17 protein-coding genes and 4 pseudogenes are annotated in these 24,985 nt (G+C 62.4%); 18 read left to right on the top strand and 3 right to left on the bottom strand.

Annotation, left to right across the window (positions count from 1 at the left end; genetic code table 11):
- Positions 1-1,763: BapA/Bap/LapF family prefix-like domain-containing protein (locus tag DL899_RS19940; RefSeq protein ID WP_420820997.1), on the bottom strand; the 1,763-nt coding region annotated here is incomplete at its 3' end.
- A 584-nt stretch (positions 1,764-2,347) separates the two neighbouring features.
- Between DL899_RS19940 and DL899_RS17270 the strand changes: the two genes are divergently transcribed.
- Positions 2,348-4,150: a hybrid sensor histidine kinase/response regulator gene (locus tag DL899_RS17270; RefSeq protein ID WP_111735600.1), complete on the top strand. Its 1,803-nt coding sequence runs from the start codon at positions 2,348-2,350 to the stop codon at positions 4,148-4,150.
- Positions 4,151-4,366: 216 nt separating this feature from the next.
- Positions 4,367-5,005, top strand: coding sequence for a response regulator transcription factor (locus DL899_RS17265; protein ID WP_111735599.1), 639 nt, complete (start codon positions 4,367-4,369; stop codon positions 5,003-5,005).
- Positions 5,006-5,389: 384 nt separating this feature from the next.
- Here the strand turns inward: DL899_RS17265 and DL899_RS20125 are convergent, their stop codons facing one another.
- Positions 5,390-5,515, bottom strand: coding sequence for a hypothetical protein (locus DL899_RS20125; RefSeq protein WP_275426801.1), 126 nt, complete (start codon positions 5,513-5,515; stop codon positions 5,390-5,392).
- Positions 5,516-5,706: 191 nt separating this feature from the next.
- Between DL899_RS20125 and DL899_RS19935 the strand changes: the two are divergent.
- Positions 5,707-5,781: pseudogene (locus DL899_RS19935) on the top strand (IS6 family transposase); the annotation flags it as partial.
- 97 nt (positions 5,782-5,878) lie between these two features.
- On the opposite strand, the gene DL899_RS19485 reads toward DL899_RS19935, so the two are convergent.
- Positions 5,879-6,166 carry a hypothetical protein gene (locus DL899_RS19485; RefSeq protein ID WP_162685627.1) on the bottom strand — a complete coding sequence of 96 codons (288 nt, stop codon included), beginning with the start codon at positions 6,164-6,166 and terminating at the stop codon, positions 5,879-5,881.
- 162 nt (positions 6,167-6,328) lie between these two features.
- On the opposite strand from DL899_RS19485, the gene DL899_RS17255 reads away from it, so the two are divergent.
- The 15 genes and pseudogenes from DL899_RS17255 to DL899_RS17185 all read left to right on the top strand — a co-directional run.
- Entirely contained in the window at positions 6,329-6,916 is a 588-nt protein-coding gene (locus DL899_RS17255; protein ID WP_111735598.1) for an ImuA family protein, read from the top strand.
- Entirely contained in the window at positions 6,831-8,297 is a 1,467-nt protein-coding gene (locus DL899_RS17250) for a Y-family DNA polymerase (protein ID WP_111735597.1), read from the top strand. The genes DL899_RS17255 and DL899_RS17250 overlap by 86 nt, the downstream gene beginning before the upstream one ends.
- On the top strand, positions 8,261-11,665 hold the full coding sequence (locus DL899_RS17245) for an error-prone DNA polymerase (RefSeq protein WP_111735596.1): 3,405 nt from the start codon (positions 8,261-8,263) through the stop codon (positions 11,663-11,665). Before DL899_RS17250 ends, DL899_RS17245 begins: the two co-directional genes overlap by 37 nt.
- A 78-nt stretch (positions 11,666-11,743) precedes the next feature.
- Positions 11,744-12,445: pseudogene (locus tag DL899_RS17240) on the top strand (IS6 family transposase).
- Positions 12,446-12,765: 320 nt separating this feature from the next.
- A complete protein-coding gene (locus DL899_RS17235) occupies positions 12,766-15,579 on the top strand; it encodes a xanthine dehydrogenase family protein molybdopterin-binding subunit (protein ID WP_111735595.1) in 2,814 nt (937 codons plus the stop codon).
- The gene (locus DL899_RS17230) at positions 15,576-16,145 is read left to right on the top strand and encodes a (2Fe-2S)-binding protein (protein WP_204355345.1); all 570 of its coding nucleotides are present in this window, start codon (positions 15,576-15,578) and stop codon (positions 16,143-16,145) included. Before DL899_RS17235 ends, DL899_RS17230 begins: the two co-directional genes overlap by 4 nt.
- A gap of 8 nt (positions 16,146-16,153) precedes the next feature.
- On the top strand, positions 16,154-17,428 hold the full coding sequence (locus tag DL899_RS17225) for a c-type cytochrome (protein ID WP_204355344.1): 1,275 nt from the start codon (positions 16,154-16,156) through the stop codon (positions 17,426-17,428).
- Between the two features lie 100 nt (positions 17,429-17,528).
- Positions 17,529-18,488, top strand: a complete 960-nt coding sequence (locus tag DL899_RS17220; protein WP_111735592.1) for a cytochrome c oxidase subunit II — start codon at positions 17,529-17,531, stop codon at positions 18,486-18,488.
- Positions 18,485-21,043 (top strand): cytochrome c oxidase subunit I, encoded by a 2,559-nt coding sequence (ctaD, locus tag DL899_RS17215; protein WP_111735591.1) that lies wholly within the window; start codon positions 18,485-18,487, stop codon positions 21,041-21,043. Before DL899_RS17220 ends, ctaD begins: the two co-directional genes overlap by 4 nt.
- A complete protein-coding gene (locus DL899_RS17210) occupies positions 21,043-21,450 on the top strand; it encodes a hypothetical protein (protein ID WP_111735590.1) in 408 nt (135 codons plus the stop codon). The genes ctaD and DL899_RS17210 overlap by 1 nt, the downstream gene beginning before the upstream one ends.
- A complete protein-coding gene (locus DL899_RS17205; RefSeq protein ID WP_111735589.1) occupies positions 21,447-22,025 on the top strand; it encodes a cytochrome c oxidase assembly protein in 579 nt (192 codons plus the stop codon). Before DL899_RS17210 ends, DL899_RS17205 begins: the two co-directional genes overlap by 4 nt.
- On the top strand, positions 22,022-23,083 hold the full coding sequence (locus DL899_RS17200; protein ID WP_111735588.1) for a c-type cytochrome: 1,062 nt from the start codon (positions 22,022-22,024) through the stop codon (positions 23,081-23,083). Before DL899_RS17205 ends, DL899_RS17200 begins: the two co-directional genes overlap by 4 nt.
- Entirely contained in the window at positions 23,070-23,657 is a 588-nt protein-coding gene (locus DL899_RS17195) for an exopolysaccharide biosynthesis protein (protein ID WP_239494746.1), read from the top strand. The genes DL899_RS17200 and DL899_RS17195 overlap by 14 nt, the downstream gene beginning before the upstream one ends.
- A gap of 220 nt (positions 23,658-23,877) precedes the next feature.
- Positions 23,878-24,048, top strand: a pseudogene (locus DL899_RS19930) (IS6 family transposase); the annotation flags it as partial.
- 684 nt (positions 24,049-24,732) lie between these two features.
- Positions 24,733-24,985, top strand: a pseudogene (locus tag DL899_RS17185) (DDE-type integrase/transposase/recombinase); the annotation flags it as partial.

Raw genomic sequence — 24,985 nt, 5'->3', positions numbered from 1 at the left:
CCGTCGCCGCCGAGCAGACCGCCGACAAGACCTTCGTCACCCAGGATCGGGTCGAGAAGACCACCGTCGCCGCCGAGCAGACCGCCAAGCAAGCCGCCTTCACCCAGCAGGCCATCAAGCAGACCGCCGTCGCCCAGCACGCCGTCCAGCAGGTCACCCAGCAGGCCACCTTCTCCGCCAAGCAGACCACCAAGCAGCCCCTGATCGCCAAGCAAGCCGTCCAGCAAGCCGCTCAGCAGGCCACCTTCGGCACCGTCACCGCCATCCTGAATCCCGCCGTAGAGACCACCAAGAACCGTCTGAACCAGAGAGTTCACGCCCCCCAGAACATCGCCCGTACTCAGCCCGGTCACGACATCGTCAAGTCCCGCGGCGACGGACTGAACCAGCCCGAGCACCTCGTCCAACGCACCATCGACCAGGCCGCTCGCGGCCGTCAGCGCCCCATCGACAGCCCCCAGCAGCGCCTGCAGCGCGGCATCGACGTCCTGCGCATCAAGCGCCGCCAGCGCCTCGGCCACACCATCGGCAAGAGCTGCGCCAGCGGCACTGGCGCCGGCATCGATCTCGCCCAGCACACCGCCTGCCGACTCGCCGTCGCCGACCAGCAGGCCATCGATCAGCGAGCCAAGCAGCTCCCCGACGCCGGTAAGAGGCGCATCGCCCTCCAGCCCGTCCATCAGGCCCTGCAGGCCATCCTCAAGGCTGTTGACCAGAACGTCGAGCCCGTCGCCAAGGCCGGTGAGCAAGCTTTCCTCGCCGGCCAGGGCCTCGACCACCGTCCCGAGCAGCGTGTCGATCGCTGCGGCCAGGTCCTGGTCCTCCAACTCGCCAAGCGCCTGACTGATACCCGCACCCAGCGTGCCGGTGGTTCCTCCCAAGCCATCGATCACCTCGCCCAGAAGGCTGGCATTGTCGTCCGGCTCGGACGGATCGGTCGGGTCCGTGGGATCAGTCGGGTCCGTAGGATCGGTCGGGTCCGTAGGATCGGTCGGGTCCGTGGGATCGGTCGGGTCCGTGGGATCGGTCGGGTCCGTGGGATCAGTCGGATCCGTGGGATCAGTCGGGTCCGTGGGATCGGTCGGGTCCGTAGGATCGGTCGGGTCCGTAGGATCGGTCGGGTCCGTAGGATCGGTCGGGTCCGTGGGATCGGTCGGGTCCGTGGGATCGGTCGGGTCCGTAGGATCGGTCGGGTCCGTAGGATCGGTCGGGTCCGTAGGATCGGTCGGGTCCGTAGGATCGGTCGGGTCCGTGGGATCGGTCGGGTCCGTGGGATCGGTCGGGTCCGTGGGATCGGTCGGGTCCGTAGGATCGGTCGGGTCCGTGGGATCGGTCGGGTCCGTAGGATCGGTCGGGTCCGTGGGATCGGTCGGGTCCGTAGGGAAACCGCCTCCACTCGAACCACCGCTATTGGCGACCAACAGACCACCACCCAGAAGCGCAGCACCACCCGCGAGCAGTGCGCCGCTGTCGTCTCCCAGCCCGGCCCCAGCCGCGCCATCTGCGCCGCCGTCAGCGCCCTCGGCTCCTTCGCCGGCACCTTCTGCAGCACCGTCGAAAGTATAAGGACCTTCCATCAGCGTCAGCGTGCTGGTCTTACCGTCCGCCCCGCGCACAAAGAAATCGCGGATGACGACGTCATCCCCATTTGCGACGCGCACGATCAGATCGTCACCGTCACGCACAAACCGTTCTACATCAGCCCTTTTCAGGCGCAGGTTGAATTCCATTGGCCGTTCGGCCGTCAGATATTGTGTTGCCATGGTCTTGTTCACCTCGTCCTAAGCAAAATTTGTGATCTGCCGGCCACGCCGGCGCCATTTGCCAGAGGTCCTCACCGTTCGGGATTTCGACCTCCGGATCATTGCCTCGCCACCCCCGCAGCGCTGCCAATACCGTTCAAACACCCAGTCCCTTGTCGTCACTTATGCCTTTTTGATATTATAATATCTTAAGTATGTGTTGCAGGCTTTTAGATAGCCGTGTCAACAACCTAAAGGCGGCATAACGCAAAATTCTGCCAGAATTGACCTAAATTGTTGTTTTTTCTGTGTTTAAATGATCCGGGTTCGATTTCGCCCTAAGTAACCGGATGGCAACAGTGATCGCCGAACAGCAAGACTGACCACCAATTCGAAAAAATCCTTGAGGCGCGCTCCGCCGCTGGATAGCGATTCACAGGACATAACAAGCCCACCGAAGCGGCCATTCAGATCTTGTGAAGACGGGTGCAAGGGAGGGCCAAGGCCGCGAGGGACGCTATCCAGAGGCCAGGGTAGACTAGCCTGTCTATTAACGCTCAATTACCGTAAACCGAGTTCACAGCCTCGCCACCGAAACGGAAAACATGACTCATTTCTCGTCCGAACCAACCGCCGGGACGCCCCCCCCTCAGGCCGTCGTCCGGCTGATCGAGTTGTTGACGGTGCCTGCGCTGGCGCTCGACAGTACGGGAAAGGTCATCGCCCGCAATGCCCACGCTGGCACACGCAGAGCGCTGGCAGGCATGTCCCTGCCCCCCCGCGACTGGCACGATCTGGCTGCCCGAAGCCCCGTTTTCCCTGCAAGCGCTCCGTTTCCCCAAGAAAACGCGACCGCCCCTGGCGCCCGCCTGAGCAGGTTCATTGCCGACGACTCTGACGCCTATGTTCTTTTTGTCGGCCCCGAAGACAAGCAAAGGCTGCACACACTTGCTGTCGCTGCGCATGACATCCGCACCGAGTTGCAAAGCATCATGGCCGCTTCCAGTTTGCTGGGCGAAATGCCTGCCGAAACCGAAGAAGGACACACGTCATATATCCAGGTTATCGAGCAGGCCGCCGAACGGGCTACCAGGCTGGTCAACGACATTCTGAGTTTCGCGCGGGCGGAGCATGAGCGGCTAGCCACCGCAGAAGAGACCTTTTCGCCCAGTGAAAGGACCGCTGCAACAGCGCAGCGGCTCGAGCCGCTGGCCACGAAGAACCGAACCGTAATCGAGGTTCGGCGCGGCCTGCCCGCCAGACCGGTTGTCGGAGACGCCAACCTGGTCGACACCATCGTGCAGAACCTGTTGAGCAATGCGGTCAAATTCGCACCCGATGGCAAGGTGGTGCTATCCGTAGACGAAGAGGCGGCCGACGATGGAAAGTCCTGCAATATCTCGATCACCGTCAGGGACAACGGAACAGGAATTGCAGATCAGGAAAAGGACCACATCTTCAAACCATTCCGGAGTGGGCCGGCAGGCGCATCGGATCAGCCGGGCATCGGCATCGGCGCCTATGCGGTGAACGAGGCGGTGCAGGCCCTGAACGGAACGGTGAAGATGGACAGCGCCCCCGGGGAAGGAACCTGTTTCTCGGTCGAATTTTCGTTGCCGTTTGCCAACTCGACGCAACTGGACAGCAGGCCCGAAAGCAATACGGACGACAATACCACCTTGCTGTACGGCGCAAGACTGCTGGTGGTCGACGACAATTCGATCAACCTGGAACTGCTTTCGAAACTGCTGTCTTCGGCTGGTGCATTGGTCGACCATGTGTCGAACGGCAAGGACGCCCTGGAACGCATTTGGGCCGCAGGCGCCGAGTACGATCTGATCCTCACGGATCTGAACATGCCAGGCATCGACGGCTATGCGCTGGTCTGTCGCCTGCTGATTGCCGAGCGTGAGCCCCTCCTGCCCCGCATCGCGGCGCTGACGGGCGAGCCGACAGAGGAATGCAAGGCCGCATGCGATGCACTTGGCATCGTGGCGATTCTCGAAAAACCGGTCCGGCCATCCGAGCTGCGACAATGTGTCCACGATATTCTGAATGCTGCCCCCCCTGCGGCGAGCCAAGCCCAATGCGACATACTCAACCCCGCGATGACAGCCGAACTGCAAGAGGATTTCGGCAAGGAAAAGACCGATGAGCTGAGACACCGAGCACTTGACGAGGCCCGGAGTCTGTACGCTTTGATCTGTGCACACGATCCGCCCAGGATAGACCGATCTCTGATCCATTCTGCTGTCGGTTCATCCGGCATGACGGGGCTGGACCGGGTGGAACATGCGCTTCGCGTGCTGCAGGCAGTATCGAAAGTTCGTGACAGCGGCCCGGCGCTTGTCGCTGCTCTCGATCTACTCGAAAAAACTATCACTCAGACACAGGCACAACTTGACTGAAGCGGCCGATCAGCCGGCCCGACAGGCGATGGCATAAGCTGTTCTCACTATTTTTCTAATTTGGCACCTATCTTTTAGGCGGGGTCTTGGGCCGGAAAAATGATCAAACGACATTACATGGAATGGACAAAATAAGAAATCTTCGTATAGCTTTGCCACGTTCGAGTTTGCCGCGCCCGCTCGATTGGCGGGAATTTATGTGTGAGGAGAAGAAACATGGAATCGGGGAGCCAGAACGGAAGTATCAGCGTTCTTGTGGCTGACGACCACGAAATGGTCCTGGAGATGATCGAGATGTTTCTCTCGCAGGCATCCGAGTTCGAAGTGAAAACAGCGCGCACCCTTGACGAAGCCTTAGAGGCGATTGCCGAGAACGGGCCATTCGATGTGGTGCTACTGGACCTAGTCATGCCCGGCATGAACGGTGTCACCGGCATTCACAAGGCGATTGAGGCGAATGATGGCAAACCCGTTGCCATCATCACCGGCAACCCTTCCAACCGCCATGTTATGGACATCGTCGAAGCCGGAGTGGCCGGCATTATCCTGAAAACGACACACATGCGTACCCTCGCCAACGCTCTAAGGTTCATCGCTGCAGGCGAACAATACATTCCTCGCGAACTGACTATCGATCGCGAACTTGCCGAGAAAAGTGAGAACAACCCGCTTTCTCCCAAGGAGATGCAAGTGCTATCCTATCTTGTCGAAGGAATGGCCAACAAGGATATTGGCGAGGCCATGAGACTTGCCGAACCGACGGTCAAAATGCATGTCCGATCCATCTGCACCAAGCTTGGGGCAAAAAACCGCACCCAAGCGGTATTGCGGTCAAAAGATCTGGGGATCGCATAACCGCCCTCCCCTCCACCATTCCTATGGTTGAATTTTTGAATTCACCCTCGACCTTAACATTGACGCCGGGAATTCCAGCCCAATCAAAACCGCTTCAAAAGGGAATTCGGCATCTCGACGACTATCGCTGTTGATTTTCTGCTATTGAAACGCTGGAACTGTTCTGGGTTTATCGAGGACCTGTATTCACCAACGCAGCCAGCGGATGGGTCAATGCCAGCTTCGGCGAAGCTGCTCGGCCTAGAGAATGGACTGTCAACGCCTTATAAACATCGCCCTTAAAGTAGCGAAGTTGTAAATCGACATCCAATTCTGCACCCTTGTTAGGAGCTCTCGGGGACGCACTCCAGACGACGGCACATTCTGGCTTTGCCGTTGAGGGGGTCAGCTATCAGTCAGCATCGATTGCAGGCGTCGCGACCAGATGCGGCGGTGCGAGGCCTGCCTGCCCGCGTGATGAACCCAAAGACAAAGCGCTGAAATCGTGAGGGTAAACGCGAAAATGGTCATGTTTTCTCCTTGACGTGCAGTCTTGATTACATTCTTTTGTATGTGTTCTATCTTTAGACTGTTTACCGCAACAGATAAGCCATAGATATGGAGCCACAGCGTTCCCTAATTGGAAACAGTGGTCACGTCAGAAGGGCAGTGTCAGAGCAACGCAGCTTGAGATCGACTGACCTTCGCCCTAGCCTGCCCGCATGGCAAAACGCGACCCATTCAAATACTTCAAAACCAGCCCCGAGATCATCCGCCTGGCAGTGATGCTTTACATCGGCCTTGTCAGAGAAAAATCCTGTGGTAGGGTTTTCGGTGCGGATTTGGGCTGGCTTGTTTGGGCGTTACTTGGCGACAATCAAGTAAGCAAGGAAATTATGCCAGAGTCTCAAAGCTCAGGACCGGGGAAGAACGAACGAGTCCGGTTAATCTGACAATACCCTCCCATCTATAGTTCTGGGACTCGCCGATCTCACCGCCCTGGAGGAGAGCGCCATCGCATGCCTCCATCTCGATCATACAAGATGGCAACTGGCTGAAGAACTCCGACAGCTGTGTTCGTTGCAGTTTCTTGCGCAATTCCGCCCAACCAACACTGTCCGCGCGATGGATCTGAATCACGTTCTTCGCCAGATCGGGCCCGACCGTGGTGATCTTTGACATGATCGTCCTCCTTTGGCGATCATCGCGGATCAAGCTTTGGCGCAGGTTTTGTCAGGCAGGGCCATCCGACCCGTCATCAACACCCCGTGCGGCTATGCGGCGCTCTCTGGGTCAGGTCCATGGACGGTTTGTCTTTGCGGGGTATTGCGGTAAATTCCGGGAATGTCGTTTTATCCGCTGTCCTCGTTCCCTCTTCGCACCACCCGCGTGCACGAGGTTTGTGGCCCCGCCGCCACGGGCTTTGCGGCCATTGCCGCCGCCTCTGCGGGGCGTGCCGTGCTATGGGTGCGTGAAGCACGGCAAACCGACACCCTGTATCCCGTGGGGTTCGCGCCCTTTCTGGACCCTTCGACCCTCTTGTTCGCCCGGACGCGGAACCAGGTCGACAGCCTGGCCGTGGCGGAAGAAGCCCTGAAAGACGGCGCCATCCCCCTTGTCGTGATCGAGATCACCCGGCCGCTTGATCTGCGCGAGGGGCGGCGCCTGCAGCTTGCCGCCCGCGCGGGCCAGACAACGGGGTTGTGCATCATTCCAGAGGGGATGGGGTCGAACGCGGCCGAAACGCGCTGGCGCGCCACGCCGGTTTTCGATTCCTCGCGGGAAGACTCGACTCTGATGCGGTGGGAAATTATCAAGAACAAATCGAGAACAATTGGCGCGTGGAATGTTTGTTGGGACGCACAGGCGCATCGTCTCCATGTGGTTTCCTCGGTTGGCGAGCGACCGGGTTCTGCGCGCGCGTCCAACTGATGCCCCCTTTGTGCTGTTCCAGTGCCACGGCACCACCGAAACGATCCGGTGCCTGAACCGCACGGCAGAGGCTGCGGGGCTGCACGCGGGCATGCGCATGGCGGATGCGCGCAGCTTTTGCCCCGATCTGATCAGCCGGCCTGCCGACCCTGCCGGTGATGTGCGTTTCCTGCGCGGCCTGCGGCGATGGGCGGAACGGTTCTGCCCGTGGGTGGGCCTTGACGGCGAGGACGGGCTTGCCCTCGATGTCACCGGCGCAAGCCATCTGTGGGGCGGCGAGGCGGCGATGCTGGCCGACATGCGCGCGCGGCTTGACCGGGCGGGGCTGTCGGTTCGGCTGGGGCTGGCGGGCACGCGTGGCGCGGCCTGGGCCCTGGCGCATTTCGGCACCGAGGCAAGCACCGAAGAGGACCTGCTGTCGCTTCCCGTGGCCGCGCTGCGTGTGCCGCCCGATACGGTGACCGCGCTGCAACGCCTGGGGTTGCGCAGGATCGGCGACCTGGTGGCCACCGCCCGCGCCCCCCTTGCGCGCCGTTTCGGGCGGGAACTGCTGCTGCGGCTGGACCAGCTTCTTGGCGAGGTTCCCGAACCCGTCACCCCCGAGGCCGAGCCGCCGCATTTCGGTGTCCGCCTGACCCTGCCTGAACCGATCGGGCTGGAGGCCGACGTGATGGCCGTGATCGAGCGTTTGCTGAAGCCTCTTTGTGAAAAGCTCAAGACGCAGGAGACGGGCGCGCGCAGCATGTGCCTGACCCTGCACCGCGTGGATCACGGCAGCCAGCAGATAGAACTGCGCCTGGCCGCCGCGATGCGTGACCCCGCCCGCATCCTGCCCCTGTTCGCGCGCGGTGTGGCCGAGGTGGATGCAGGTTTCGGCATTGACCGGATCCGACTGGCGGCAACCGTGGTCGAGCCGCTGCCGATCCGGCAGATCGACCCGACGGAAACCCCGCACCCAGACCGGCTGCAGGATCTGATCACCCGCATCGGCACGCGGATCGGGCTGGAGAACATCCAGCGTTTTCTGCCCGCCGACAGCCATATTCCCGAGCGCGGCTTTTTGGTTGCGCCGGCCGCCTTCAGCGAGGCGCAAAGCGGGTTTCACACGCAGCGTCCCCGCCCCCTGCGCCTGTTTCCGCCAGAACCGATCCAGGGAAATGGCCCCACCCCGCCGGCACAGTTCCGTTGGCGTGGCATGCGCCTGCACACGGGTTGCGCCACCGGCCCCGAACGCATCGCCCCCGAATGGTGGCTGGCGGATGAAAACTGGCGCTCCGGTATCCGGGATTACTGGAAGGTCGCGACGCGCGAGGGCCGCCGCCTGTGGCTTTTCCACACCCCGCAATGCCCCGGCTGGTTCGTGCAGGGGGAATTCGCGTGACCGGGGCGTTGCCCCCTGATGCCCCTCGCAAGCCGGCTTCGACCGGCGTGGGCGACGTGGGCGCCCCCCCCGCCTATGCCGAACTGTGCGTGACCTCGAACTTTACCTTCCTGACCGGCGCGTCGCACCCCGAAGAGCTGGTCTTGCGCGCCGCCGAGCTGGGGCTGCACACCATCGCCATCACCGACCGCAATACGCTTGCCGGCGTGGTGCGGGCCTATTCCGCCCTAAAAAACCTGCGCAAGGTGGCAGAGGCGGCGGTGCCCATCCGCTCCAGCTATCGGCTCGACCCCAGTTCACGCCAGCAGATGGGCACCCCCGAAAACCTGCCGCGCCCGGCGGGGGCCGCCCTGCCCCGGTTGATCGTCGGGGCGCGGCTGGTGTTGCGCGACTGCCCGGTGGAATGGGTTGCGCTGCCGACAGACCGCGCGGCCTATCATCGCCTTTCGCGGCTGCTGACCCTGGGCAAGCGGCGCGCGGGAAAGGCCGAATGCCATCTGGATCTGTCCGATCTCGAGACGGGCTGCCAGGGCATGATCCTGATCGCCCTGCCGCCGCGCGCCCTTTCGGACGCGGTCACGTCGGTCCAGCGGCTTGTCCGCTGCTATCCCGGCAATGTCTTTCTGGGTGCCGCGCCGCGTTATGACGGCTCGGACCAGGCGTGGTTCGACGCCTGCGCGGGACTGGCGCTGCGCACATCGGCGCCGATGGTGGCGGTGGGGGACGTGCTGATGCACCGCGCCAGCCGTCGCCAGCTGGCCGATGTGCTGACCTGCATGCGCGAAGGCATCACCATCGACCGGATCGGCACCCGCGCCCTGCCCAATGGCGAACGCCGCCTGAAAGGCGGGGCTGACATGGCGCGCCTTTACCGCCATCACCCGGCCGCGCTGCGGCGCACGCTGGAGATCGCGACGCGGTGCAGTTTCGACCTGTCGGACCTCAGCTATGAATACCCCGACGAGGCCGGCAACGGCGAGGCCCCGCAAATTCGCCTGGACCGGCTGGCGCGCGAAGGGCTTGCGCGGCGCTATCCGCAGGGCGCCTCGGAACGGGTTTACAAGCTCATGGCAAAGGAGCTGGGTCTTGTCGCCGAGCTGGGCTATGCGCCCTATTTCCTGACCGTCCACGACATCGTGACCGAGGCCCGTGCGCGTGGCATCCTGTGCCAGGGGCGGGGTTCCGCAGCCAACTCGATCCTGTGCTATCTGCTGGGCATCACCGATGTTTCACCCGACATGATCGGCATGGTGTTCGAGCGATTTATCTCGCGCCATCGCGGCGAGCCCCCCGATATCGACGTGGATTTCGAACATGAGCGCCGTGAAGAGATCATCCAGTGGATCTATGAAAAATACGGCCGCGAGCGCGCCGGCCTGTGCGCCACCGTGATCCATTTCCGCACCCGCGCCGCGATCCGCGAGGTGGGCAAGGTGATGGGCCTTTCCGCCGATGTCACGGCCGCGCTGTCGGGCCAGGTCTGGGGGATGTCGAACAAGGGCGCGGACCTCGCGCGCATTCGCGAACTGGGGCTGAATCCCGATGACCGGCGCCTGGCCCTGACGATCCGCCTGATCGGCGAGATAGTCGGCTTTCCCCGGCACCTGTCGCAGCATGTCGGCGGCTTTGTCATCACGCGGGGCCGGCTTGACGAGCTTTGCCCGATCGAGAACGCGGCGATGGAGAACCGCACCGTGATCGAATGGGACAAGGACGATATCGACACGCTCGGCATCCTCAAGGTCGATATCCTCTCGCTCGGCATGCTGACCTGCCTGCGCAAGAGCTTTGATCTGCTCAGGGCGCATGAGGACACCGCCCTGTCGCTCGATACCGTGCCACAAGAGGACCCCACGACCTATGCAATGCTGCAACGCGCCGATGCGGTGGGGGTGTTCCAGGTCGAAAGCCGGGCGCAGATGAATTTCCTGCCACGGATGAAGCCCGCGACCTTTTATGACCTCGTGATCGAGGTGGCGATCGTCCGCCCCGGGCCGATTCAGGGCGGCATGGTCAAGCCCTATCTGCGCCGCCGCATGGGGCTGGAGGCGCCAGAGCCCTTTGGCCCCGCCCTGGCAGAGGTGACGCGCAAGACGCTGGGGGTGCCGCTGTTTCAGGAACAGGCCATGCAGATTGCCGTGGTGGGGGCGGGCTATAGCGCGGAAGAGGCCGACCAGCTTCGCCGTTCGCTGGCCTCTTTCCGCCGCATGGGCACCATCAGCCAGCATCGGGACCGCTTTGTCGCGGGGATGCGTGCAAACGGCTACAACCAGGACATCGCCCAAGCCTGTTTCGCCCAGATCGAGGGCTTTGCCGATTACGGCTTTCCCGAAAGCCACGCGGCGGCCTTTGCCATGCTGACCTATGTGTCGTCCTGGCTGAAATGCCATCATCCGGCGGTCTTTGCCTGCGCGTTGCTGAACAGCCAGCCGATGGGGTTTTACGCCCCCGCCCAGATCGTGCGCGATGCGCGCGAGCATGGGGTCGAGCTGCGCCCGATCTGCGTCAATCACAGCGACTGGGACAACACGCTGGAACGGCGTGCGGACGGAAAGCTGGCGCTGCGGCTCGGCTTTCGCCAGATCAAGGGGTTTCGGGCCGAGGACGCCGGCTGGATCGTGGCAGCGCGCGGCAACGGCTACCCCGACCCCGAAAGCCTGTGGTTGCGGGCCGGGGTCACGCCCGCCACGTTGGAACGGCTGGCCGAAGCCGATGCCTTTGCCGGCATGGGCCTGACCCGGCGCGATGCGCTCTGGCAGGTCAGGGCGATCCGTACGCCCGAACCGCTGCCGCTGTTTTCCGACCCTCTCGACGGGGAAGGGCTGCGCGAACCGTCCGTCACCCTGCCGCCGATGCATCTGGGCGAAGAGGTGGTCGAGGACTACCTGTCGATGCGGCTGACGCTGCGCGCCCACCCGATGGAGCTGCTGCGCCCCACTCTGCCCGGCCTGACGCCGCATGACCGGCTGCCCTCGGTGCCGCCCGGGCGCATCACGGTTTGCGGTCTCGTCATCACCCGCCAGCGTCCCGGCACCGCGTCAGGGGTGATCTTTCTGACGCTCGAGGATGAAACCGGCGTGTCGAACATCGTCGTCTGGCCCCGTGTCTACGAACGGTTCCGCCGCATCGTGATGGGCGGCCGGCTGTTGCGCGTGACGGGCCGCCTGGAACGCGAGGGAATCGTCGTTCACCTGATCGCCGACCGGATCGAGGATCTGTCCCACCGGCTGTCCGACCTGGGCCATCCGCTGGATGAGATGGTCGGCGCCACCACCCCCCAGACGGATGATGCGCCACGCCCGCGCCCCACCGCCCGCCACCCACGCGAACAGGCCAAGCGCCTGTTTCCCAGCCGGGATTTTCACTGAGGCCGGCCGTGGCGCGCGGCCGGCAGTGTCAGAGCAACCTGACTTGAGACCGGTTACCCGCTTCCCTACCCTGCCCGCATGGCAAAACGCGACCCGTTCAAGTACTTCAAAACCAGCCGCGAGATCATTCGTCTGGCGGTGGTGCTGTATATCGGATTTCCGCTGTCGTTGCGGAACGTGGAGGACTTGCTGCACGAACGCGGTATCGATGTGAGCCGCGAGTCCGTGCGGTTCTGGTGGCAACGCTTCGGGCCGAAGTTCGCCTCCGAAATCCGCAAGAAGCGGGTTGAACGGATGCGCTCATGATGGCAATGGCATTTGGAGGAGGTTTTCGTGAAGATCAACGGTGAACGCCACTACCTTTGGCGGGCTGTCGATCATGAGGGCGAGGTTCTCGAAAGCTACGTGACCAAGACGCGCGACAAGAAGGCGGCCCTTAAATTCTTGAAGAAAGCGATACGGCGCTACGGGAAGCCGGAGAAGATCGTCACTGACAAACTACGCTCCTACGGCGCCGCGCTGAAGGAAATTGGAGCAACCGATCGGCAGGAAAGCGGCCGCTGGCTCAACAATCGGGCGGAAAACTCCCATCTGCCATTCCGACGAAGAGAGCGGGCGATGCAACGCTTTCGGCGGATGCAAAGTTTGCAGAAATTCGCCGCCGTTCACGCTTCTGTCTTCAACCATTTCAACCAGGAACGCAACCTCTACTCACGAGCCAATTTCAAACGAAACCGTGCCGCCGCCCCTGCTGAGTGGCGCCAACTCGGCGCGGCATAACGGACAGACATCCTGCCCTTGCTGAGACGGGTTCGAATTGGTCTGACACCGCATCCAGATCCCTCCCCCTCCGAGGTGCCCTTTCCCGATCCTTCCGAAACGCCGCCGTCTCCGCCTGCGGAAAGCCCCGTAACAGATCCGGTCGAAGATCCGGTTAGATATCCGCAAGAGGCACCGCCCAAACCGCCCGGCGAAGTGCCACCAAGCTGACCCTACTCGCGCGGCCGACAGGTCCGCCGTAGGCTCTGCGCAAATTCTTACGTAGAAAACTTTGGGGAACCTCCACCACACTCGTTCGTTGACGAACTGGAGGTGCACCGATGCCCAAACTTTCACGTCGTGGTTTTCTGAGATCAGCCGGAGCTGCGGCGGCCGCTGTTCACGTCATCCCATTGCATCAGGCACTGGCAGACCTGCAGACGTCGCCGCAACACCAGCCGCCTAACTGGGTTCAGAATGGCAAGATCAGATTCCGCCAGGATGGCATCCCCAAGGTTACTGGCAACAAGGTTTTCGCCACCGACATTCGCGCCCACGACATGCCAGGCTGGCCCGATGAACAGTCCCACGCATTGATCGTTCGGGCGGACCGAACCGACCGGCGTTTTCAGGGCGTCAATCTGGCGCTTTTGCCCGACGATCTGGCCCCCGACGCCTTTGTGGATGACGCCCAAGTCCAGCAGGACGGCCTGCGCATGATCGAAGAAGACTTTTATGGGCGGCTCTTTTTGCCAACGGACCAGGCTCCGAGCTATCTAGGTCAGCCGGTCGCGGTGTTGATCTACCACGGTTACGAGCGCTTCCGGCGGGCAAACCGCGTGCTGCAATTCAACCCCGACGCCTTGCGCTGGGGAGACGAGGTCACGCCACGTGACCTAGTGCCCTACGGTGGTGCGCGTTTTGTTCGGATCGGTGGCCCCACTCCCGATGCGTCTGATCGGTTCTCCCCCCTCAAGGATAGCTTGATCTTTGCCGATTTCGATCAGGATGAATCGCCATGGCCCGCACCCGATCCTGAGGGCGAGGCAGGTGGGCGTGGCATGGCCTATGCTGAGGAGTTGCGTAGCGAACTGTCCGATCCACCCGACGGCTGGGCGGTTTATAATGGACGCTACACATCGCAATATGTCGATCCCGCAGCGCTGGAACCCGACAATGGCAATGCCTGGTATGATGCAGACACCGGCGCGCTGCATGTCGTGGTGGGGACGCAATCACCCTATACCAACGCTGATCACATCGAACAGATGGTCAGCGCCAGCCGCTTCTCTCTGACGGACTTGCGGCTGCACCCGGGATATACGGTTGGGTATGGTCAAAAAGAACATCACGTCCTGCCCTATTATGTCGCCGTGGCGGCGCTTTATGGTGGGGGGCGACCTGTGCGGCTGGCGCTGGATCGCTATTCGCATTTCCAAGGCGCGCTGAAACGGCATCCGTTCGACACAAGGATGACCCTTGCAGTGGATCGTGAAACCGGACTGTTCCAGTCGATCGCGGCGGATCTGCGCGGCAACGGCGGCGGGGTCATGAACTTTAGCCCCTCTGTCGGGCAGGTGGCGGCCAGCGCATTGCAGGGCATCCACTATTTCCCGAAATCCGACCTTGCGGTTCAGGTCGACGCCTCGCGCGCACCGACGGCGGGGTCCATGCGCGGCTATGGAACGTTGCAATCTATGGTCGCGTTCGAGCTGCTGGTCGATGAGGTGGCAACCGATCTAGGGATTGACCCTATTGAGCTACGGCGGCGCAATCTGCTGCACAGCGGCATGAAAAACACCCAAGGGGCCATTCCTGCAGGCACCATGCGCGCGGGCGAGTTGCTGGACGCGGCAGAGGCCGATCCGCTCTGGACGCAGCATGCCGCACGCAAGGCCGAATTTGAGGCCGAAAACCCCGGCTATCGCTATGGTATCGGCGTGTCCTGCGTGCAGAAGGATTACGGCACCGGGGCCGAAGCGGCGCTGGTCCAACTGGAAATCACCCCCGATGGCGAACTGCATATGCGCCACGTCGCGTCCGAGATCGGCTGTGGGTCGACCACCGCGCAGATGCTGATGACCGAACGGCATCTGGGCCGCTACGCCGATCGCGTCGATTTCGCCGTAATCGACTGGCCCAGCCTCCCGCTGAACAGCAACAACGAACCCTATACCATGTCACAAGAGGATCAGGACGCAGCGGCACAAGACCCCCATTGGGTGCCCCGCATCACCTCGCCGCGCAGCGCGTCGAATTCCGCCTATTACTTTAGCCACGCCACGAACGAGGCCGCGCGCCTGCTGTTCGAGCTCGGGCTATGGCAGGCCGCGCTCAGCATCTGGCAAGAGGGTATTGGCGGCGGTCAGGCTGGTCCCTTGGTCATCCGCCGCGATCAGGCCGAATGGCGCGACGGGCATCTGGTGGCCAGCGGATTGCAACCGCTGCCCTTTGCGGACCTGGCCCGCCGCGCGCACGAGCGTGGGCTGATCACTGGCGTCACGGTCCATACCTTCAACCGCTGGGCCTGGGCCACAGCCGAGTTCGAGGTTGACGGAACGCCGGTTTCCGGTGCCATCGACGCGCTATCGGTAAAATGGGGCAGCGGCGCAGGTGCCGATAAAAAGGTCCGGATGAGCGACGCTGGCTATTCATTTCAACCGCGCGTGACCGTCAATTATCCACCCACGCAACGCAACAACGCATCGGTTGTCTATTATGCGCCCGTCGCCACCATCGTAGAACTGTCGGTCAATACCGGCTCGGGCGAGGTGCAGATATTGTCGCACAAGTCATGGATGGAATGCGGCAACATGATCGTGCCGGAACTGGTGTCGGGACAGTTGCAGGGCGGCATCGCCATGGGCATCGGCCACGCGCTTTACGAAGACTTGCCGCTGTATGAGGCCGGGCCGGGCAACGGCACATGGAACTTCAACCGCTACCGCCTGCCGCGCGCCAGCGATGTGGCAGTCTGGTCGCAACACGGCGAAGTTATTGCCCCTCTTTCCTCCACCGACCCGCCCAAGGGCATCGCCGAGGTCGTGATGATCCCCGTCGTTGCTGCCATCTGCAACGCGGTCCACGACGCCATTGGGGTCAGATTTCACGAAACCCCGCTAACCCCCGAAAGGATAGAGGAGGCTCTGTCATGAGTGATCGGATGCTGACCATCTCGATGGAGATCAACGGCACCCCGACCGATCCCGTTGATCTGCCCGAAGATCTGATGTTGCTGGAATACCTTCAGGAATACCTAAACCTGACCGGCACCAGATACGGCTGTGGACAGGGCGTCTGCCGTGCCTGCGCAGTGATCCACGATGCCCCCGACGGCCCTAAGGTGGTGCCCGCATGCATCACCGGCGTCGCATGGGCGAACGGTCGTAGCTTTCGCACCGTCGAGGGGCACGCCACCCGCGACGATCAAGGCGCTATAACCCAACTGTCAGCCATTCAGCAGGCGTTTCTGGATCATTTCTCGTTCCAATGCAGCTATTGCACCCCTGGTTTCGTAGCCTCCGCCACAGCGCTGGTTGAACGGTTAGAGACCGCCCCCGTAGCGCGCGGCGACGTCGAAGAGGTCGTGCTGAAGGCGTTAAACGGCAATATCTGCCGCTGCACCGGCTATGTGCGCTATCTTGAGGCTGCGCGCGATGTGATCCTGAGCACCCCCGGCCTGACCACAGAGGAGGTCGCGATCAGCGACACCGCTACATGAGGCGCATCTTGCTGATAATTGTCGGCCTGTTCGCGTTTGCCACAATCGCGGCGGTGTTCATCTATGTCGTCTTTACCGGCCCCGGTGACATCCCACCCGCCAGCCGCGATCTGGCCAATCTTTCGGCACAGGACCGCTTCGAGATGGAACAGCAGGGAGAATATGTGGCCCGGGCCGGCGATTGCGTCGCGTGCCATAAATCCTCCGATGGTCTGTCACTTGCCGGAGGCACGCCGATGGAAACGCCTGTCGGTACAGTTTATGGCAGCAACATCACTCCGTCGCGCGACCACGGCATCGCCGATTACAGCGCCGACGATCTCTATCGCGCGATGGTCTATGGCATCACGCCCGAGGGGACGCATCTGTACCCCGCAATGCCCTATACCTCGTATCATGCGATTTCACGCGCAGATAACGATGCGCTTTGGGTTTGGCTGATGGCGCAAAATCCGGTGGACCGGGAAAGCCGTCCGGCGGAAATGATGTTTCCTTTCAATCTGCGCCCGCTTCTGGCCTTTTGGAACCTGATCTATCGGCCTGACCCGCCTGATCAGCCGATCGCGGGGCTGACAGACTCGGCGCCCGACGACGATCCGTCAGAGCGGGGGCGCTATCTGGTCGAGGTGCTCGGTCATTGCAGCGAATGTCACACACCACGCAATTTCGCCTATGCCCGTAAAACCGACGCGCATTTCGAGGGAACGGTGATCGAGGGCGCGTTGGCACCCGATATCACGCCCGCTGGATTGGCGCGACGCGGATGGAACGCGGATGATCTGGCGCAATTTCTGGGCACTGGCCTGTCCCCACAAGGTGTGATGACCTTCCGTATGTTCCCCGTGCTCAACCATTCGACTAAATACATGACCCCCGAGGATCTTCAGGCGGTCGCCCACTACCTCAGCAAGGATGTACCTCCGTCTGAGCCGCCCGCGCACCGCCCCGAGGCGATCGCGCAAAATTCCGAAGGTCATCAGCTGTATCTGGGCCTCTGCGCCGGATGTCACGGCAGCGACGGCGAGGGGCGGCCCTTTGGATCGATCCCGTTGCAGGGCAATACCAGCGCGATGTTCGATAACCCGCTGAACCTGGTGCGCGTCATCCGCGAGGGAATCCCGGCTCGGCATTTGACCGGCGATCAACGGATGCAGGAAATGCCGGCCTTTGACGACACGCTGGACGACGACGACCTGACGGCACTGGTCAACTATCTGCGCCAACGTTGGGGCGGCCACGACGCGCCGCTCGCGGCCTCGCAGGTGATCAACACGCCCGGCTGAAAAAGGCCCGGCAAGGCCGGAACGGCATAAAGGAGAAATAATGTCCGGGGGTCTCATCCGCACCCTGCACCTTGGCAGCACGCGCAGAACCCGCGCCCCGATGCTGATCGCGCCCGCCCTGCTGGCGGCCTGCGAGGGGCAGCAATCGGCGCTGGCGCCGGCTGGAAGCGATGCAAGGGTGCTGGACGATCTGTTCTGGGTCATGCTGGTCGGGGCGGTCATCCTGTGGCTGCTGATCAACGGCCTGTTCTTTTACGTCACCCGGATCAACCGCGCCGCACTGTCGCGCCGGTTTGCCAATGGGCTGATCGTTGTGGGCGGCGTGATCTTTCCCACCGTCGTGCTGGGCGCGTTGCTGACCTATGGGCTGTCGATCATGCCCGATCAACGCGCCCCCGGCGAGGGGCTGACGCTGCGCGTCACCGGCGAGCAATGGTGGTGGCGGGTGGAATACTGGCCTGACGGGGCCGACGCCCCGATCATCGCCGCGAACGAGATCCGCTTGCCCACAGGACAGCGCAGCGAGATTGTTCTGGATTCCGCCCGCGTCATCCATTCCTTTTGGATCCCCGCGTTGGGGGGCAAGATGGACATGTTTCCGGGACGCGAATCGCGCATGTCCTTGATGCCCGAAACCCCCGGCCGCTGGCGTGGGCAATGCGCCGAATTCTGCGGGGCCAGCCATGCGTTGATGGCATTTGATGTCGTCGCGATGCCGCTCGCAGACTTCACCGCATGGTTGCAAATGCAGGCTGCCCCCGCCCGCCCGCCCGCAACCGACGCCGCCGAGCGCGGCGCGCAGATATTCGCGCGCGAAGGCTGCGGGGCCTGTCACGCGGTGCGTGGCACCGAGGCGCGCGGCGCGGTCGGGCCGGACCTGACACATGTGGGTAGCCGCCTCAGCCTGGGGGCGGGCACGCTGAAAACGACGCTGACGGATTTCGAGCGCTGGATCACCCATACCGGCGCGATCAAGCCCGAGGTGGAAATGCCCGCGTACGACTATCTGACGGACACTGACCTATCCGATCTGGCGCAGTATCTGAAAGGCCTGGAATGAGCGACACCGACCAAACGGCCCCCATTGGCCCCTACCCGCCAACCGAGGCGATGCTGGCCGAACCTGTCCCGTCCGAAGAACAGGCCCGCACAAAGGCCGAATTAAAGGCGGCATGGGCCCCGCCCCGTGGCTGGCGCTATTTCACCGCCGTCAACAACTCTGAGGTCGGGTTGTGGTATGCGCTGACCGCCTTTGGCTTCATGTTGCTGGCGGGGGTGCTGGCGCTTGTGATGCGGTTGCAACTGGCGGTGCCGGACAATGACCTGATCTCAGCCGACCGTTTCAACCAGTTCTTCACGATGCACGGCTCGGCAATGATGTTCCTCTTTGCCGTGCCGATGTTCGAGGCGATCGCGATCCTGATCCTGCCCGCCTTTCTGGGCGGGCGCGACATGCCATTTCCGCGCCTGTCAGCATTTGGTTTCTGGTGTTTCGTAATTGGCGGCGTGTTTGTCATGGGCTCGCTGTTGTTTGATTCCGCTCCTACAGCAGGATGGTTCATGTATCCGCCCCTCGCGACACACGACGAAGGCCCAGGGAGCGATATCTGGCTTCTGGGGCTGAGCTTTATCGAAATTGCCTCAATCGCCGCCGCGGTCGAGCTGATCGTAGGTGCCCTGAAATGCCGCCCGCCGGGCATGCGCGTCAACATCATGCCGCTATATGTGTGGTATGTGCTGGTGGTAGGCGGGATGATCCTGTTCGCCTTTCCGCCGTTGATCGCGGGCGATTTTTTATTCGAACTTGAACGCAGCTTTGACTGGCCGTTCTTTGACCCCACACGCGGCGGCGATCCGATGCTGTGGCAACACCTGTTCTGGATCTTTGGTCATCCGGAGGTTTATATCGTCTTCCTGCCGTCCATCGCCATCGCGGCCATGGTTGTGCCGACTGTCGCGCGCCGCCCGATCGTCGGCTATAGCTGGATCGTGCTGTCGGCTGTCGGCACCGGGTTCCTGTCCTTTGGGTTGTGGGTGCATCACATGTTCACCACCGGGCTGCCCAACCTGTCGCTTGGCTTCTTTTCCGCCGCGTCCGAAGCCGTCGTGATCCCGACTGGTATCCAACTGTTCGCCTTTGCTGCGACATTGATTGCGGGGCGGGTCAAGACGAGCCTGCCGATGCTGTGGATTGCCGGCGCGCTGGCGATCTTTACCGCGGGCGGATTGACTGGTGTGATGCTGGCGATTGCGCCCTTCAACTGGCAGGTCCACGACACCTATTTCATCGTGGCGCATCTGCATTACACCCTGTTCGGCGGCATGGTCTTTCCGGTGATCGCGGGCGTCTATTATTTCTACCCGTTTATCCGCAAGAAGATGCTGTCCGAACGCCTGGGCCGCTGGGCGTTCTGGCTGATCTTTACCGGCTTCAACGTGACCTTTCTGCCGATGCACTTGACCGGGTTGCTGGGCATGCCGCGCCGGGTGTTCACCTATTCCGCCGAGATGGGCTGGGGCTGGTTGAACATGATTTCGACGCTGGGCGTCTTCGTGATTGCCGCCGGGTTTATCGTGTTCGTCTGGGATCTGCTGCGCCCCAAGGGCAATCAGACGCAGGTGCCCCGCAACCCGTGGGACGCAGGCACCCTGGAATGGAGCCATGACGTGCCTGAGGAATACTGGGGCGCGCGTTCGATCCCGCATATCACTTCCCGCTATCCCTTGTGGGATGATGACCAGCTGGTCACGCGCATGGATGCGGGGCGCTATTATCTGCCCGACAGTCCACATGGCCACCGCGAAACACTGGTGAGCAGCATGATCGACGCCAGCCCCGAACTGGTCCAGCGGGTGACAGGTCCGACATGGATCACGCTATTGGCGGCGGGTTTTACCGGCGGGGCGTTCATCTTTCCGACGTTCCACATGTATCCGCCCGCGATTGTTTCGGGGGCGTTTGCGGTTGTCTGCATCCTGTGGTGGCTCTGGACATCGACGGCGCGCCTTCCGGAAGATGAGATGCGCGACGCCGGACTGGGACTGCGCCTGCCGACCTACGCGTCAGGGCCAAAGGCCGTGGGATGGTGGGCGGTCTGGATCACCATGCTGGGCGATGCGACCGCCTTTGCCAGCGTCGTGTTCGGGTTTTTCTTTTACTGGACCGCCAAGTCCGATTTCCCGCCCGAGGGCGCGCTGCATGCCACGCCCGCGCTGGTCGGGCTGGCCGTGGCGGCGCTGGTCACGTCCTGGGCGCTGACGCTGGGCGCGCGGCATTGGAACCGAGCCGGACGCGTCGGCGTCGCGCGCGCGGCATTGGCCGCCGCCCCAATGTTGACCGCTGGCGGGTGCGGGGCGCTGATCCTGTCAGTGCAACAGTTGGAGCCGACCAGCCATGTCTATCCCGCGATCCTCTGGGCGCTGATGATCTGGGTCGTGGCACATGCGCTGGTGGGCATCATCATGCAGCTTTACTGCCTGGCGGGCAGCCTGACCGGCAAGCTGACGCCGCGCTTTGATGCGGACCTGTGGAACAGCACGTTGTTCTGGCATTTCCTGTGCCTGACCGCGCTGGTCTGTGGCGCGATCATGGGCCTTGCCCCGAAGGTGCTGTGATGACCTGCAAACACCTGCCACGCCCTGACGAAGAGCACCGCGAGTTTCGCGAAGAGGCTGACAGCCTGTGGCGCATCACCCTGTCTCCGGTCACATGGGTCGCACATTTCCTGCTCAGCTATATCGTCGTCGCCGTGGTCTGCGCCAAGGCCCCCGCCCTGCTGGGCACCGCCCGGATTGGCCTGTTGGTGGCGACACTGCTGGCGCTGGCAGTGATCGTCTGGCTGGGCCTGCGCGCCTGGCGGCAATGGGATTGGAACAACACCGGCGATTACACAAACCCTGTGGGCGAGGCCGAGGACCGGCATCAGTTTCTGGGCCATGCGGCGGTGCTGCTGGCGCTTATCTCGGCCATCGGGGTGATCTACGGGACCTTGCCGGTATTGATGCTGGAGTCCTGCCGATGAGACGCGCCGCACTCATAGCCGTGCTGGGGTTGGCCGCCATCGCTTGGGCGGCCCCGCTGGAGGTATGGTTCGCTGCCGCCTTTCCCGCCCATATGCTGCGCCACATGCTGCTGGTCGCCGTGATCCCGCCGCTGCTGGTGCTGGGCGCACCGCGGCTGGCGGATCGCCTAGCGCTGCCGCCGATGATCGCGGCGGCGATCGAATTTGTCGTTGTCTGGGCGTGGCATCTGCCGGGCGCCTATGTCCTTGCCTTTCTGGGCCAGGTCGGGTTCGCAGCCGAACAACTCAGCTTTCTGGCAGTCGGGATCCTTGTCTGGGCCGGGTGTTTGCGCGCGGATCAACCGCTGATCGGCGCGGGCGGGTTGCTGTTGACCTCGATGCACATGACGTTACTAGGCGCGCTGATCGTGTTGTCGCCCCGCGACCTTTATGCCGAGATCTGCGGATTGGCTCCGGACCTGTCGGCGCAACAACTGGGCGGGTTGCTGATGCTGGGGATCGGCACGCCGGTCTACCTGGTCGCCGGTCTGGTACTGACCGCGCGCACCCTTGGCACGGCGGAGAACCCGACATGAAACGCGTTTTGCATACCCTGGCCGTGCTGGCGGTGCTGGGCCTTGTGGCCGGCGGCGCGGTCGTGGGATTGGGGCTGTACAACGTATCAGCGCGGGTCGGGCATATGCCGGGCGTGTCCTGGGTCATGCACACCACATTCCGCAACTCGGTGCGCCTGCGTGCCTCTCGGCCCAAGGACATGCCCGACCTGAGCGACGCGGCCCTGATCGAACTGGGCGCACGGCACTATGACACCGCTTGCCGCACCTGTCACGCCGCACCGGGCGAGGCGCGCAGCGCGACTATGGCGGCGATGGAGCCTGCGCCGCCCCACATCGAAACCGCCGTGCAAGACTGGCAGGCGCATCATCTGCACTGGATCGTGGCCAACGGGGTCAAGATGACGGGTATGCCCGCCTGGCCCGCGCCGCGCGATGATGATGTCTGGCCGGTGGTCGCATTTCTGCTCGCGGTTCAGGACGGGATGACAGAGACCGACTATACTGCCCTGACCCAACTGCCAGAGGCCGACGCGCCGATGGCCTATTGTCTTGGCTGTCACGGCGATGGCGGCACGAACCATGTGCCACCGCTGAACCATCAAAGCGCGGCTTACCTTCAGGCGTCGCTGCACGCCTATCGCAGCGGCACGCGCGCCAGCGGGATCATGGCGCAGGCCGCAAGTGGGGTGTCGCCTCAGGCGCTGGACGAACTGGCCCACTGGTTTGCGCGCCAAACACCTGCCGAACCCGTCGCAGCGCCCCAAATGCCCGTCCAACTGATCGCCCAGGGCCGCGCATTGGCGCATGCGGCGACGGGCGACGGCGACGTGCCCGCCTGCGCCGCATGTCACGGGCCGAACGCGCGCGACGCGTCTGAGCTGTTCCCGGTGCTATCGGGCCTGCCCGCGCCCTATCTGGAGCAGCAGCTATTGTTATGGCGCGACGCGACGCGCGGCGGCGGGCGACAGGCCCAATTGATGCTAAAGGCCACCCAGAACCTGAGCGACACTGACATTTTCGCACTTGTCGCCTATTACGCCACATTGCGCACCAACCGGAGCGATGCCGATGAGTGAAAACCAAGCCCTCAGCCACCTTCTCGACCAGCTGGAATCCACCATCGACGACGATGAAATTACGGTGCAGCACATTATCGAAACGCTGGGGAACAGGTCGTTTGCGTCGGTGATGTTGATCTTTTCGCTGATCTCGACCTCGCCGGCCAGCGCGATGCCGGGCTTGACCGCGACGATCGCCGCCATCACCTTTCTGATGGCGGCCCAGATGATCTCAGGGCGCGACCACCTGTGGCTGCCGGATTTCATCACCCGCAGACGCCTGTCCAGATCCAAGCTGTGCAAGGGCATCGGGTGGCTGCGCAAACCCCTGCGCTTTGTCGAGCAGTTTCTGAAAGCGCGGCTGACCTTCCTGTTCCACCGGCCATGGCTTTACCTGCCGCTGATCCTGATTATGGCACTGACGCTGGTCATGCCGTTCATGGAGTTAATTCCGACCTCCGGGTCGATCGCCTCGGTCGTGATCGCGTTGTTTGCGGCTGGTCTGCTGACGCGTGACGGTGTATTGGTGGTCTGCGCATTGGTTCCGCTAACGGCGGTGCCCGCGACTATCTGGTATTTCGGCTTCGGCTGACCCGCCCGCCCAGAGGGCGTTGCTCAGGCCAGCAAGGTCACGGGGTCATCAACTGGTCACACCGAACGCGATGGCCAATCCGGCCAGCACCAGCAGCGCAACCACCAGCCACATGAAAATCCGGCTTCCGCCATTGTCGGCCGACGGCTTTGGCGCGCTGATCGGCGGTGTCAGAGCAACCTGAACTGAGACCGGTTACCCGCTGCCCCACCCTGCCCGCATGGCAAAACGCGACCCGTTCAAGTACTTCAATATCAGCCGCGAGATCATCCGTCTGGCGGTGGTGCTTTACATCCGGTTTCCGCTGTCGTTGCGGAACGTGGAGGACTTGTTCCACAAACGAGGCATAGATATCAGCCACGAGTCCGTGCGGTTCTGGTGGCAACGGTTTCGGCGGACGCGAAGTTCGCAGAAATTCGCCGCCGTCCACGCTTCTGTTTTCAACCATTTCAACTATGAACGCAGCCTCTACTGACGAGCCAATTTCAAGCTGAACCGAGCCACCGCTCTCGCCGAGTGGCGCCAACTCAGCGCGGCATAAGGGACAGCCATCCTGCCCTTGCTGAGACAGGTTAGACTTCGTCTGACACCTCCGCCAGCGACCCCTGTCTCTCTCACATTTGCCTGTTCTGCCAGGAATTCTCTCTTGATTTCAGTCGCTTACCGATCAGGCCGTATCGTTGAGACACCCCGCGCGCGGGTTTTCCCATGGTTTCTGGTCGGTCGTCTCAAATGCCTTCGAGACCCGGTGCGGTTTGTGCCGAATTTCCCTGCTAGCAGGGAATCTACAGGGAATTTTCATTCTTTTGAACGCATGGAGCCAAGATCAGACCCAAACACATTCGGTTTTTCAAGACGTTGCGTGCGATTTCCCTGCGCCTACGAACAGGGAATTTTCTTGAAGCTATCAGGGATGGCTTGTTCACGAACAAGGAAAGGCCTGGCGAGATCAGTGACCCATCCGTCGGCCTTCAAGACAGACCCTAGATGGCGTCTCCAAACAGGTGCTCCTGCGCATGCCAGCAAAGTGGCTTAAACGAGCACTTGGAGCGGCACAAATACGCGACAGGACCACTTGTTGGTGATGATGTATGTTCGTTTCCCGCTCTCGCTTCGCAATGTCGAGGACCTGGCTCGCACGAACGCGGCATCGATGTCAGCCACGAAGCTGTGCGGTTTTGGTGTCACCGGTTCGGGCCGTTTTTTGCCGCCGAGATCCGAAAGCGCCGCGTCGAGGGGATGCGGTCGAGCCGCTGGCGATGGCACCTCGATGAGATGTTCGTGAAAATCAACGGAGAGACCCACTATCTGTGGCACGCGGTCGATCA

It is taken from the genome of Roseovarius amoyensis (assembly GCF_003260265.1).
Taxonomy (GTDB): Bacteria; Pseudomonadota; Alphaproteobacteria; order Rhodobacterales; family Rhodobacteraceae; genus Roseovarius; species Roseovarius amoyensis.
Note: the sequence above shows the minus strand (reverse complement) of the source record. Positions and strands in the feature narration are given on the sequence as shown.

Coding starts and splice junctions, on each gene's coding strand:
- DL899_RS17250 (WP_111735597.1), top strand. CDS start 6,831: ATGTTTGTTGGGACGCACAGGCGCATCGTCTCCATGTGGTTTCCTCGG.
- DL899_RS17265 (WP_111735599.1), top strand. CDS start 4,367: ATGGAATCGGGGAGCCAGAACGGAAGTATCAGCGTTCTTGTGGCTGAC.
- ctaD (WP_111735591.1), top strand. CDS start 18,485: ATGAGCGACACCGACCAAACGGCCCCCATTGGCCCCTACCCGCCAACC.
- DL899_RS17255 (WP_111735598.1), top strand. CDS start 6,329: ATGTCGTTTTATCCGCTGTCCTCGTTCCCTCTTCGCACCACCCGCGTG.
- DL899_RS17230 (WP_204355345.1), top strand. CDS start 15,576: ATGAGTGATCGGATGCTGACCATCTCGATGGAGATCAACGGCACCCCG.
- DL899_RS17270 (WP_111735600.1), top strand. CDS start 2,348: ATGACTCATTTCTCGTCCGAACCAACCGCCGGGACGCCCCCCCCTCAG.
- DL899_RS20125 (WP_275426801.1), bottom strand. CDS start 5,515: ATGACCATTTTCGCGTTTACCCTCACGATTTCAGCGCTTTGTCTTTGG.
- DL899_RS17205 (WP_111735589.1), top strand. CDS start 21,447: ATGAGACGCGCCGCACTCATAGCCGTGCTGGGGTTGGCCGCCATCGCT.
- DL899_RS17245 (WP_111735596.1), top strand. CDS start 8,261: ATGCCCCGGCTGGTTCGTGCAGGGGGAATTCGCGTGACCGGGGCGTTG.
- DL899_RS17210 (WP_111735590.1), top strand. CDS start 21,043: ATGACCTGCAAACACCTGCCACGCCCTGACGAAGAGCACCGCGAGTTT.
- DL899_RS17195 (WP_239494746.1), top strand. CDS start 23,070: ATGCCGATGAGTGAAAACCAAGCCCTCAGCCACCTTCTCGACCAGCTG.
- DL899_RS17220 (WP_111735592.1), top strand. CDS start 17,529: ATGCTGATCGCGCCCGCCCTGCTGGCGGCCTGCGAGGGGCAGCAATCG.
- DL899_RS19485 (WP_162685627.1), bottom strand. CDS start 6,166: ATGTCAAAGATCACCACGGTCGGGCCCGATCTGGCGAAGAACGTGATT.
- DL899_RS17200 (WP_111735588.1), top strand. CDS start 22,022: ATGAAACGCGTTTTGCATACCCTGGCCGTGCTGGCGGTGCTGGGCCTT.
- DL899_RS17235 (WP_111735595.1), top strand. CDS start 12,766: ATGCCCAAACTTTCACGTCGTGGTTTTCTGAGATCAGCCGGAGCTGCG.